Raw genomic sequence first — 12798 nt, 5'->3', positions numbered from 1 at the left:
GCAATCAGTTTTTATGTTCGGCGGTTAATTGATTAAATAAAGTGTCAAGTTTTGGATCGCCAATATAGTTATTAATCAATATCAGCGGTTTATCCGTCACACGTTTCAGGCGCCCTTCCAGACTGGCGTGAGTGACAACGATATCCGCATCCGCAGGCACGTTTTCTATGGCGTAATGTTTTACTTCAATTGCCAGCCCTGTTTTTTCCAGGCGTTTACGGAAGGTGGTTGCGCCCATCGCGCTGGAGCCCATCCCCGCATCGCAAACAAAGGCAATACGCTTAACACGGCTTAACGAGAATGCGCCTTCCTGCTTCATTGCTTTAACCGCATTGGCTGACTCGGTAAATTCATCTTCGCTCTCAGTCTCCACTGTTTTTTCCATCTTCAGTATCAGGGAAGTGATGACAAAGGACACCAGCGTGCCTACCGTAACTCCGGCAATTGTCGCCAGGAACGAGCCTTTCGGCGTCAGCGCCAGGTAAGCAAAGATAGAACCTGGGCTTGGGCCTGCAACCAGACCACCGTCCAGTAAGTTAAACATCCAGGTGCCAGACATACCGCCCGCAATCATGGCGATAATGGTCAACGGCTTCATCAGCACATACGGGAAATACAGTTCGTGGATCCCACCGAGGAAGTGAATAATCATCGCCCCGGGCGCAGAACGTTTACTCATTCCTTTACCAAACAAGGTAAACGCCAGCAGCAGCCCCAGACCAGGACCTGGGTTGGAGGCCACCATAAAGAAGATGGATTTACCGTTAACCGAAGCCTGTTGCATTCCCAACGGGTAATAGACGCCCTGATCGATCGCATTATTGAGGAAAAGCACTTTCGCCGGTTCATTGATGACTGACAGCAGAGGCAGATAACCCGCATGTACCAGCGCCTCAATACACTCTTTGACGAAAGTATTGGCAATTAACACCGCCGGGCCGATAACTTCAAAACCCAGCAGACAGAGAATCATCCCAGCAATACCTAATGAGAAGTTATTGATAACCATCTCAAAACCAGCAGGTATGCGTTTTTCCAGTGCCTTATCGACATATTTTATGACCAGCCCACCTAACGGTCCCATGATCATTGAGCCAAGGAACATCGGGATTTCAGCGCCGACGATAACACCAATCGTACCGATTCCGCCCATGACCGCGCCGCGTTTACCGCCGACCAGATGACCACCGGTAGAACCAATCATCACGGGCAATAAATAGGTAATCATCGGGCCGACAATTTTGGCGAAATGTTCATTCGGCAGCCAACCGGTGGGAATAAATAACGCAGTTATAAAGCCCCAGGCAATAAAAGCACCGATATTGGGGATGACCATTGCCGTCAAAAAGCCCCCAAAAGCCTGGACCTTTGCACGAGCAGACTTGTTTTCCATAATATTATCCTGTAGAGGAGAGAGTAATTATCCGCGGTTGATTATGTCCGCTAATTGTTTTTCTGATGTTGCTGTTAAGAGTTGTTCGAGTATTTCCTCTTCGCACAGTAATTCACTTAACGCCTGAATAGCGCCAATGTGCGAATCGGCATCGGCAGCCGAAAGCCCGATGAGTAAATTGATCGATTCATCATTTCCCGGAAAATACACTGGTCGTTCAAGTAATGTCAGTGACATCCCGGTTTTAAGCGCCCCACATTCCGGTCGCGCATGAGGCATCGCCACGCCTGGTGCGAGAATATAATAAGGACCGTTGCTAATGGTGGAATCTTTAATAGCCTGAATGTAATTCTCGCTGATATAGTTTTTATCCAGCAATGATGCCATCGAAAAATCGATAGCTTCCTGCCAGTCTTTTGCTGAATGTATAACTGAGATTGATGACTCTGGAAAATAATCAATAAGCCGCATAAATCATCCTTATTTTATTTTTACGGTACCGTCCGGCGGTAAAAATAAAATACTCGTGCGGTTTAATGAAAGCAATTGGGTACGCGAGAAGAAAAACCCCATAAACCAAAATAATAAAACCTTAAATAACAACAAGATGAAATTGATATTTTTAAAGTCAACTTTGTATTTGTTATGTTTATCACAAAATCAATATTTTGTTTGTTATTGTATTTGTGATGCATATCTCTATTTATTTATTGAATGTTCGAAAACATACTTTTCTAATGCAATGTTTTTTCGCTATACCCCTTTATAGATTCTGAATTCTCACCTGTCGGCTGTTTTCCCCTCACCTCATGTGACATATTCCCACACTTTACTCAAGGAAGATTGTCATGAAAGCACCTGTTTCTATAACCTCATTTCGCCCACAAAAATCTATTGCTATCGCCATTGGCGTGCTTGCCGTGGTTGTGCTGCCATTTCTCTCGTATTACACCGTTAATGAAGGTGAACGCGGCATTTTGCTGCGCTACGGAAAAATAGTAAAAGTCGCCGAGCCGGGCCTGGGTTTTAAGATCCCGTTTATGGAAAGCGTGGAGAAAATTTCTACGCGTAATCAGGCCGTGGTCTATCAGGGATTACAGGCATACAGCCGCGACCAGCAACCTGCACAAATGACAGTATCAGTCAGCTTCCACATTAAACCTTCAGAAGCAGGCGCGGTTTATACCACCTACAACACCATTGAAGCATTAAAAGATCGCCTGATTGTTCGCCAGTTGCCAACCCAACTGGAGAACGTTTTCGGTCAATATACCGCCATCAGCGCGGTACAGGATCGCACGAAACTGGTTCAGGATCTGCAAAATGCCATGCGCAAAGCCGTTGTTGGGCCAGTGGTAATTGACGGGGTCCAGATTGAAAATATTGATTTTTCTGACGCTTATGAAAAGTCGATTGAAGATCGAATGAAAGCGGAAGTCGCCATTGCCACTCGTAAGCAAAATCTGGAAACAGAGAAAATCCAGGCGCAAATTGCGGTAACTCAGGCCCAGGCAGAAGCAGACAGTAAACTGGCGGCAGCCAAAGCAGAAGCTGAGACTATTCGCGTAAGAGGCGCGGCAGAGGCTGAAACTATTCGTTTAAAAAGTGCGGCTGAAGCAGAAGCTATCCGCCTGCGCGGTGAAGCCCTGCGGGATAATCCCGGCCTTGTAGCCCTCACCACCGCCGAACGTTGGGACGGTAAGCTGCCCGATACCATGATCCCCGGCAGCACAGTTCCGTTTATCTCTACTAAGTAAAAAAAGGGCCGCTTTCGCGGCCCTTAAGAGTGATGGCAAAGGCAAAACTGCCTGATGCGCTACGCTTATCAGGCCTACATACTTCCTGCAATATATTGAATTTGCACGATCTTGTAGGTCGGATAAGGCGTTCACGCCGCATCCGACATGAACAACGCGCACTTTGCCAACAATCTGAAGGGCCGCTTTCGCGGCCCTTCTCACAAAGCATCTTACCGATTACAGCAACGCTTTTGCTTTCGCAACAACGTTGTCAACGGTGAAGCCGAACTCTTCAAACAGCAGCTCAGCCGGAGCAGATTCACCGAAGGTGGTCATACCGACGATAGCACCGTTCAGGCCAACATACTTGTACCAGTAGTCAGCAATGCCTGCTTCTACTGCAACACGAGCAGTAACCGCTTTCGGCAGTACAGATTCGCGGTAAGCCGCGTCCTGCTTGTCGAATGCGTCGGTAGACGGCATGGAAACCACGCGCGCTTTCACGCCTTCGGCAGTCAGTTTTTCGTAGGCAGCAACCGCCAGTTCAACTTCAGAACCGGTAGCGATGAAGATCAGTTCCGGCTGACCAGCACAGTCTTTCAGCACATAACCACCGCGCGCGATGTTTGCCAACTGCTCTTCAGTACGTTCCTGCTGCGCCAGGTTCTGACGGGAGAGGATCAGCGCAGTCGGGCCGTCCTGACGTTCTACGCCGTATTTCCACGCTACTGCGGATTCAACCTGGTCACACGGACGCCATGTAGACATGTTCGGGGTTACGCGCAGAGAAGCGACCTGCTCTACCGGCTGGTGAGTCGGGCCATCTTCGCCCAGACCGATGGAGTCGTGGGTGTAAACCATCACCTGACGCTGTTTCATCAGCGCAGCCATACGTACGGCATTACGTGCGTATTCCACGAACATCAGGAAGGTGGAGGTGTACGGCAGGAAACCACCGTGCAGGGAGATACCGTTAGCAATCGCGGTCATACCGAACTCGCGAACACCGTAGTGGATGTAGTTACCCGCAGCATCTTCGTTGATTGCTTTAGAACCAGACCACAGGGTCAGGTTAGACGGTGCCAGGTCAGCAGAACCGCCGAGGAATTCCGGCAACAGCGGACCGAACGCTTCGATAGCATTCTGCGACGCTTTACGGCTGGCGATTTTCGCCGGATTAGCCTGCAGTTTAGCGATGAATTCTTTCGCTTTCGCGTCGAAGTCAGACGGCATTTCGCCTTTCATACGACGGGTGAATTCAGCAGCTTCCTGCGGATAAGCTTTCGCGTAAGCCGCAAACTTCTCATTCCATGCGGATTCTTTCGCCTGGCCTGCTTCTTTCGCATCCCACTGAGCATAGATTTCAGACGGAATTTCGAACGGTGCATATTTCCAGCCCAGCTGTTCGCGGGTCAGGGCAATTTCAGCGTCGCCCAGCGGCGCACCGTGGGAGTCGTGGGTACCGGCTTTGTTCGGGGAACCGAAACCGATGATGGTTTTGCACATCAGCAGGGACGGTTTGTCGGTCACTGCGCGCGCTTCTTCTACTGCGCGTTTGATGGATGCTGCGTCATGACCGTCGATGTCGCGAATAACGTGCCAGCCGTAAGCTTCGAAACGCATTGCGGTATCGTCGGTGAACCAGCCTTCAACGTGACCATCGATAGAAATGCCGTTGTCATCGTAGAACGCAATCAGTTTACCCAGCTTCAGCGTACCCGCCAGAGAGCAAACTTCGTGGGAGATGCCTTCCATCATGCAGCCGTCGCCCATGAAGGCGTAGGTGTAGTGGTCGACAATGTCGTGACCCGGACGGTTAAACTGCGCCGCCAGCGTTTTTTTCTGCAATCGCCATACCGACTGCGTTGGCAATACCCTGCCCCAGCGGACCAGTGGTGGTTTCCACACCAGCGGTGTAACCCACTTCCGGGTGGCCCGGAGTTTTAGAGTGCAGCTGACGGAAGTTTTTCAGTTCTTCCATCGGCAGATCGTAACCGGTGAGGTGCAGCAGGCTGTAGATCAGCATGGAGCCGTGGCCGTTGGACAGCACGAAGCGGTCACGGTCAGCCCAGGACGGATTCTGCGGGTTGTGTTTCAGGAAATCACGCCACAGGACTTCGGCAATGTCAGCCATACCCATCGGGGCGCCCGGGTGACCGGATTTGGCTTTCTGTACTGCGTCCATGCTCAGCGCACGAATAGCATTGGCAAGCTCTTTACGTGAGGACATTTTGACTCCAGATCGGATGATGAAGGGCACGCCCTTAACGACTTGACGACAGCGCGTTTTGGGCTACGCCGGAAAATTTGCCAACAATTTACCGCAAGCCGCGCGTCATGTACATGGAACATCCTTTTGCCGTTTCAGAAATCTCTGGATCATGCTCGCATGTTGCGCAATCTGCTCGCCCGTCCGCTGCGCTTTTTCTTATACTGAGACTGAGCGTCGATTCACCTGCAAACGGCGCATTTTTAGAATAATCCTGACCTTGTGCGGAAGAGAAAACATGAAAATTCGCGCCTTATTGGTAGCAATGAGCGTGGCAACGGTGTTGACCGGTTGCCAGAATATGGACTCCAGTGGACTGCTCTCATCAGGAGCGGAAGCTTTTCAGGCTTACAGTCTGAGCGATGCGCAGGTGAAAGCCCTGAGCGAGCAGGCGTGCCAGGAGATGGACAGCAAGGCGACGATTGCGCCAGACGGTAGTGAATACGCTAAACGTCTGACCACCATTGCTAATGCGCTAGGAAATAACATCAACGGCCAGCCGGTAAATTACAAAGTGTATATGGCGAAGGATGTGAATGCCTTTGCAATGGCAAACGGCTGTATCCGCGTCTATAGCGGCTTAATGGATATGATGACGGATAACGAAGTCGAAGCGGTGCTCGGTCACGAAATGGGGCACGTGGCATTAGGCCATGTGAAGAAAGGAATGCAGGTAGCACTTGGTACAAACGCAATTCGCGTTGCGGCGGCCTCTGCAGGCGGAATTGTCGGCAGTTTGTCACAATCACAACTGGGAGACCTGGGCGAAAAGCTAGTCAATTCGCAATTTACCCAACGTCAGGAATCAGAGGCCGATGATTACTCCTACGATTTGCTGCGCCAACGCGGTATCAGCCCGGCAGGTCTTGCCACCAGCTTTGAAAAACTGGCGAAACTGGAAGAAGGCCGCCAAAGCTCAATGTTTGACGACCATCCTGCATCCGCCGAGCGCGCCCAGCATATTCGCGATCGTATGAGCGCGGATGGAGTTAAGTAAGGCCTGGTGGTGCCGAACCCTGGTCAGATAAGGCGTTCACACCGCATCTGACATGAATGGCACATTTGTACCCCGTGCGCATTGCCGGATGCGATGCTGGCGCATCTTATCCGGCCTACGGGTGCCGAACGTAGGTCGGATAAGGCGTTCACGCCGCATCCGACATTAATGGCACATTTGTTACCCCGTGCGCATTGCCGGATGCGATGCTGGCGCATCTTATCCGGCCTACGGGTGCCGAACGTAGGTCAGATAAGGCGTTCACGCCGCATCCGACATTAATGGCACATTTGTTACCCCGTGCGCATTACTCGCCCTTTTTCGCCGCCTGAATATACAGCATCTCCAGCGCCAGCGTCGCAGCAGCCAGAGCGGTGATTTCCGACTGATCGTATGCCGGAGCCACTTCCACTACGTCCATCCCAACGATGTTGAGATCTTTCAGGCCGCGTACCAGTTTAATGGCGCGATCGGAGGTCAGGCCGCCAATTACCGGCGTACCGGTTCCCGGCGCGAAAGCAGGATCCAGGCAGTCGATATCAAAGGTCAGGTAAACCGGCATATCACCCACAATCTGTTTCACCTGGGCGATAACGTCATCCACGCTGCGATCGTTCACCTGGCAGGCGTCCAGCACGGTAAAGCCGTTGTCTTTATCAAACTCGGTACGAATACCAATCTGCACGGAATGATTCGGGTCGATCAGACCTTCTTTCGGCGCGGTATAGAACATGGTGCCGTGGTCAAATTCACAACCGTTCGCGTAGGTATCGGTGTGGGCATCAAAGTGTACCAGCGCCATTTTGCCGAAATGCTTCGCATGTGCACGCAGCAGCGGCAGCGTAACAAAGTGGTCACCACCAAAGGAGAGCATACGCTTACCAGCAGCCAGCAGTTTCTCGGCGTGCGCCTGCAGCTTCTCGCTCATCTCACGGGCATCGCCGAAGGCATATACCAGATCACCGCAGTCCACCACGTTCAGACGCTCACGCATGTCGAAATTCCACGGGAAGCGGTTGTGTTCCCAGGCCAGATTCGTCGAAACCTGACGGATAGCTGCCGGACCGTGGCGACCACCCGCACGACCAGAAGTGGCCATATCGAACGGCACGCCAGTAATCACCCAGTCAGCATCGCTGTCATACGGCTGGAAGTTCATCGGCAGGCGTAAAAAACCAAAGGCGTTGGAAACCAGTGAGTTATCGTATTGATGACCTAAGGTGCTCATGGATGGACTCCTATTACAAAGTCGATATAAAAAAACCCTTCCGCGTCGTTAGGCCCGACGAGGAAGGGTTGGATTTGCGAAACACAAGTTTGTGCTAATTATCGCCTTAAATGGGCGAGGCATCAAGCAAGGTTACTATTTACGGCACGGCGGCGGCGCATAGCCATTGTTGTCCGCCGGAAATGCTTGTCCAGAGCACGGCGGCATCGCGTTTTGCGCCGGGCCTTGTAATTCAAAGGCGGCAAAGCCGATTACACCGGTATTACGCACATCGCCTTGCGCCGAATTGGCTGCGTAGGAATCAGCAACGTTGGCGAACTGAAAAGCCGCTTCGGTATGTTTATCTTTGCGGAATCCTTTAATCGCTAACGAATCTCCGGCATTCACAATATAACCGTTGTTATTCAGCGAACCTTGTTTACCGTTCAGAACATCCAGGCCATCAACCGTAGCAACGATCTCGTAGTTGGTGTTACGACTGTAATTGCGGACATATAATTGATAATTCATTCCTACTCTGGCATGGACAATATAGCGTGGTTCATTATTAGATGAATCATAAACCCGCGTAATAGGTAGAGAATTAAAATTACCATCGCGAATAGCATATTCCAGTTCGTTAATACGAATGCTATAAACGCGGTCGTAGCCGGAAGGAACATTAGTCGAATAACTAATAACGATCATCTCCGCCGGATCGCGCCAGGCTCGCTCAACAGATACGCCCTGAACCGTTGAGTGCACATCCCCACCCCAGGCGGTGCCGACATTGCCAGATGCACTGCTATTATACTGCGCATTACTGGAACAACCAGCCAGCAGCACGATTAATGCCACCAACGCGCTACGTACTTTCCATTTTTTCATAACCGTTCCCTCTGCATTTAATTAATGAAGCGATTGTAGGGAGATTATTTAATAAGAAAAGCAGCTAAATTATTTTTAAGAATATATAAAAAGAAAGCGGGCCAATTTACGTAAATAAATCGACCCGCCAGCGGAATAATCTTAATTATTCATCTTCAAGATAGGTATAACCGTACAAACCTGCCTCGAACTCTTCCAGGAACTGTTGTTGCAGTTCAGCATCAAGATCGGTTTTCTTCACTTGATCACGGAACTGAGTTAACAGCGTTTTCGGATCGAGTTGTACATATTGCAGCATGTCCGCCACGGTATCGCCTTCGTCAGAAAGTTCCACTTCTACACTACCGTCAGGGAACACGAACACGTCAACCGCTTCGGTATCACCGAACAGGTTGTGCATGTTGCCGAGGATCTCCTGATATGCGCCGACCATAAAGAAACCGAGCATCGGCGGATTCTCCGGATCGTACTCCGGCATAGGCATTGTCGTGGCAATACCGTCACCATCGATATAGTGGTCGATAGCACCGTCAGAGTCACAGGTAATATCCAGCAGCACAGCGCGGCGTTCCGGCACTTGATCCAGCCCTTCCAGCGGCAGAACCGGGAACAACTGGTCGATCCCCCATGCGTCCGGCATCGACTGGAACAGCGAGAAGTTGACGTACATTTTGTCCGCCATACGTTCCTGCAATTCATCGATAATCGGACGATGAGCACGGTTTTGCGGATCCAGCTGCTTCTGCACTTCATGGCACATGCTCAAATAAAGCTGCTCAGCCCATGCGCGTTCTTGCAGGCTAAAGGTGCCGGAAGAGTAGCCGATATGAATATCGTGCAGATCCATCTGGCTGTCGTGCAACCATTCACGCAGAGAACGGCGAGTTCCCGGTTCGTGCATCTCCTGCCAGGTTTCCCACATGCTTTGCAGCGCGCGCGGCGCATCTTCTGCGGGCGCGGTCGGCACCGTGTATTCGTTACGTTCCACGCCGATGATATTAGACACCAGCACGGTGTGATGCGCAGTCACCGCACGACCCGATTCGGTGATTACCGTCGGATGCGGCAGACCATTTTCTTCACACGCATCGCCAATCGCCCAGATGATGTTGTTGGCGTATTCATTGAGGCCGTAGTTTACGGAGCAGTCAGACTGCGAACGGGTGCCTTCATAATCCACGCCCAGACCGCCGCCGACGTCGAAGCACTGAATATTGACGCCCAGCTTGTGCAGTTCCACATAGAAACGCGCGGATTCACGAACGCCCGTGGCGATATCGCGAATATTCGCCATCTGCGAACCAAGGTGGAAGTGCAGCAGTTGCAGGCTGTCGAGACGCCCGGCTTCACGCAACGTTTCAACCAGTTGCAGTACCTGAGTCGCAGCCAGGCCGAACTTCGATTTTTCCCCGCCGGAGGACTGCCATTTCCCCGAGCCCTGCGAAGCCAGACGTGCACGCACGCCCAGACGAGGAACGACATTCAGACGTTCTGCTTCATCCAGCACAATGGCGATTTCTGACATCTTCTCAATGACCAGATAGACCTTGTGGCCCATCTTCTCGCCAATTAATGCCAGGCGGATATATTCGCGGTCTTTATAACCATTACAGACGATGACGCTACGGGTCATGCCAGCATGCGCCAGCACCGCCATCAACTCTGCTTTCGAGCCTGCTTCCAGCCCCAACGGTTCGCCAGAATGAATCAGGGACTCAATCACGCGGCGGTGCTGGTTAACTTTGATCGGATAAACGAGGAAGTAATCGCCGTTATAGCCGTAGGATTCCCGCGCACGTTTAAACGCGGCGTTAATGGAACGCAAACGGTGCTGCAGGATCTGCGGGAAACAGAACAGTGCAGGCAGACGCTGGCCCTGTGCTTCGCGGGTTTTCACCAACTGCGCGAGATCGACGCGAGCTTCCGGGACGTCCGGGTCCGGGCACACGCTGATGTGGCCCAGCTCGTTAACGTCATAGTAGTTATTGCCCCACCAGGCAATATTGTAAGTACGCAGCATCTTGCTGGCTTCCTGGGAGCTCATTGCAACCTCCTGCATGGAGCGTAGTACACCGTGTTCGCCCGCTGACGAAGGCAAACTCATAGACATGTCGTCAGACATAGCGAACCTCAAATTATTTTATTAAGTGTAAAACAGTTAACCACTATCGCAGCCTGAAACTGCGATAACAACCCATAAGCACATGGATTTTCCAGCAGTGTATGCTGACGCTCCGACTGCGCAACCGGTTTCTTTTTCATAACATTATTAAGCACATAACCGAACGTAAGTGTGACAGTTCGGCGAAACCACGAGAAAACTCTTGTTTTTACAAGAGCGCCCTTGTTCAGTCCTCAGTAACTGTAACCAGCTCTTGAATCCTGAGAAGCGCCGAGATGGGTATAACATCGGCAGGTATGCAAAGCAGAGATGCAGAGTGCGGGGAACGAATCTTCACCAGAACGGTGAGACAGGTTAAGCAGCAGACAACGGTTCATTATTTCGTATCACCTCCACGGCCGCCCGTTAAGACGAACCCACAAGCCAAAACTCTGATTTCAACCCGGCTGGAAGTGGCAACACGAAAGAAACGTCGTGTGCTTTTTATTTAAGCCGCGCGCCGCGTTTTATACCCCACAATGGCAGAAAATTGCAAAAGATAAATACGAAGAATGCCAGCATTGTCAGGAAAAATTTCCAGCCACGTTTCTAACAGAATGAGACACGATTCAAAAAAAAGTGGAAATCGGGTGAAGGATTGACCTAAAATAGCCATCCAGATGTTAATCCATCCATACTGATTAACACTCAGACTGCCAGTGTTTTTAACCTGTCGAGTCGTGGTAGGATCCGCTACCACAGAAAATCCACACAACAGTTTGAGCTAACCAAATTCTCTTTAGGTGATATTAAATATGGCAAAACACCTTTTTACGTCCGAGTCCGTCTCTGAAGGGCATCCTGACAAAATTGCTGACCAAATCTCTGATGCCGTTTTAGACGCGATCCTCGAACAGGATCCGAAAGCACGCGTTGCTTGCGAAACCTACGTAAAAACCGGCATGGTTTTAGTTGGCGGTGAAATCACCACCAGCGCCTGGGTAGACATCGAAGAGATCACCCGTAACACCGTTCGCGAAATTGGCTATGTACATTCCGACATGGGCTTTGACGCTAACTCCTGTGCGGTCCTGAGCGCTATCGGCAAACAATCTCCTGACATCAACCAGGGCGTTGACCGTGCCGATCCGCTGGAACAGGGCGCGGGCGACCAGGGTCTGATGTTTGGCTACGCAACCAACGAAACCGACGTGCTGATGCCAGCACCTATCACCTATGCACACCGTCTGGTACAGCGTCAGGCTGAAGTGCGTAAAAACGGCACTCTGCCGTGGCTGCGCCCGGACGCGAAAAGCCAGGTAACTTTCCAGTATGACGACGGCAAAATCGTCGGCATCGATGCTGTCGTGCTTTCCACTCAGCACTCTGAAGATATCGACCAGAAATCGCTGCAAGAAGCGGTAATGGAAGAGATCATCAAGCCGATTCTGCCGGCTGAATGGCTGACTTCTGCAACCAAATTCTTCATCAACCCGACCGGACGTTTTGTTATCGGCGGCCCGATGGGTGACTGCGGTCTGACTGGTCGTAAAATTATCGTTGATACCTACGGCGGCATGGCGCGTCACGGTGGCGGTGCGTTCTCCGGTAAAGATCCATCAAAAGTGGACCGTTCCGCAGCCTACGCAGCACGTTATGTCGCGAAAAACATCGTGGCTGCTGGCCTGGCTGACCGTTGCGAAATTCAGGTTTCCTACGCAATTGGCGTGGCTGAACCGACCTCCATCATGGTGGAAACTTTCGGTACCGAGAAAGTGCCTTCTGAACAGCTGACCCTGCTGGTACGTGAGTTCTTCGACCTGCGTCCATACGGTCTGATTCAGATGCTGGATCTGCTGCACCCGATCTACAAAGAAACCGCAGCATACGGTCACTTTGGTCGCGAACATTTCCCGTGGGAAAAAACCGACAAAGCGCAACTGCTGCGTGAAGCTGCCGGTCTGAAGTAATCTTTCTTCACCTGCTTTCAAAGGCCAGCCTCGCGCTGGCCTTTTTCTTTTACCTCTCCGCGGTGGATAGGCGTTCACGCCGCATCCGGCATTTGTGTCGGATTCGATGCTGCCGCATCTTATCCGACTTACAGACATCCCGCGCTCGTAGGCTGGATAAGGCGTTCACGCCGCATCCGGCATTGTGTCGGATGCGATGCTGCCGCATCTTATCGACCTACAGATATCACCGCG

Annotated in this window: 11 protein-coding genes and 1 pseudogene; 3 read left to right on the top strand and 9 right to left on the bottom strand. The window is 51.3% G+C overall.

Annotated elements, in window-relative coordinates:
* Nucleotides 1–4: 4 nt before the first annotated feature.
* Nucleotides 5–1393 carry a PTS mannitol transporter subunit IICB gene (cmtA, locus tag CRI63_RS13990; protein ID WP_135519845.1) on the bottom strand — a complete coding sequence of 463 codons (1389 nt, stop codon included), beginning with the start codon at nucleotides 1391–1393 and terminating at the stop codon, nucleotides 5–7.
* 27 nt (nucleotides 1394–1420) lie between these two features.
* The gene (cmtB, locus tag CRI63_RS13985) at nucleotides 1421–1864 is read right to left on the bottom strand and encodes a PTS mannitol transporter subunit IIA (protein WP_135405562.1); all 444 of its coding nucleotides are present in this window, start codon (nucleotides 1862–1864) and stop codon (nucleotides 1421–1423) included.
* A gap of 377 nt (nucleotides 1865–2241) precedes the next feature.
* Here cmtB and CRI63_RS13975 point away from each other — a divergent pair, with 377 nt between their 5' ends.
* Nucleotides 2242–3150 carry a prohibitin family protein gene (locus CRI63_RS13975; protein WP_000646923.1) on the top strand — a complete coding sequence of 303 codons (909 nt, stop codon included), beginning with the start codon at nucleotides 2242–2244 and terminating at the stop codon, nucleotides 3148–3150.
* 219 nt (nucleotides 3151–3369) lie between these two features.
* Here CRI63_RS13975 and tkt read toward each other — a convergent pair.
* Nucleotides 3370–5362, bottom strand: a pseudogene (tkt, locus tag CRI63_RS13970) (transketolase).
* A 277-nt stretch (nucleotides 5363–5639) separates the two neighbouring features.
* Here tkt and loiP point away from each other — a divergent pair.
* A complete protein-coding gene (gene loiP / locus CRI63_RS13965) occupies nucleotides 5640–6398 on the top strand; it encodes a metalloprotease LoiP (RefSeq protein ID WP_135519843.1) in 759 nt (252 codons plus the stop codon).
* Nucleotides 6399–6705: 307 nt separating this feature from the next.
* Here the strand turns inward: loiP and speB are convergent, their stop codons facing one another.
* From speB to CRI63_RS24710, 6 genes are all read right to left on the bottom strand, one after another.
* Nucleotides 6706–7626, bottom strand: coding sequence for an agmatinase (speB, locus tag CRI63_RS13960; protein ID WP_000105566.1), 921 nt, complete (start codon nucleotides 7624–7626; stop codon nucleotides 6706–6708).
* Between the two features lie 135 nt (nucleotides 7627–7761).
* Nucleotides 7762–8493, bottom strand: a complete 732-nt coding sequence (locus CRI63_RS13955; RefSeq protein ID WP_135405559.1) for a hypothetical protein — start codon at nucleotides 8491–8493, stop codon at nucleotides 7762–7764.
* Nucleotides 8494–8638: 145 nt separating this feature from the next.
* Complete coding sequence (gene speA, locus CRI63_RS13950) at nucleotides 8639–10615, bottom strand: biosynthetic arginine decarboxylase (protein WP_010347927.1); 1977 nt, start codon at nucleotides 10613–10615, stop codon at nucleotides 8639–8641.
* Between the two features lie 8 nt (nucleotides 10616–10623).
* Nucleotides 10624–10755, bottom strand: coding sequence for an acid stress response protein YqgB (gene yqgB, locus CRI63_RS13945; protein ID WP_001338822.1), 132 nt, complete (start codon nucleotides 10753–10755; stop codon nucleotides 10624–10626).
* Nucleotides 10756–10848: 93 nt separating this feature from the next.
* Complete coding sequence (gene yqgG / locus CRI63_RS24715) at nucleotides 10849–10992, bottom strand: protein YqgG (protein WP_001297404.1); 144 nt, start codon at nucleotides 10990–10992, stop codon at nucleotides 10849–10851.
* 110 nt (nucleotides 10993–11102) lie between these two features.
* Nucleotides 11103–11354: a hypothetical protein gene (locus CRI63_RS24710; RefSeq protein ID WP_130218033.1), complete on the bottom strand. Its 252-nt coding sequence runs from the start codon at nucleotides 11352–11354 to the stop codon at nucleotides 11103–11105.
* 55 nt (nucleotides 11355–11409) lie between these two features.
* Here CRI63_RS24710 and metK point away from each other — a divergent pair, with 55 nt between their 5' ends.
* The gene (gene metK / locus CRI63_RS13930; protein ID WP_130207895.1) at nucleotides 11410–12564 is read left to right on the top strand and encodes a methionine adenosyltransferase; all 1155 of its coding nucleotides are present in this window, start codon (nucleotides 11410–11412) and stop codon (nucleotides 12562–12564) included.
* Nucleotides 12565–12798 lie beyond the last annotated feature (234 nt).

Origin of the sequence: Escherichia sp. E2661 (assembly GCF_004745185.1) — a bacterium.
Taxonomy (GTDB): domain Bacteria; phylum Pseudomonadota; class Gammaproteobacteria; order Enterobacterales; family Enterobacteriaceae; genus Escherichia.
This window is presented reverse-complemented; position numbering and strand designations above follow the sequence as displayed.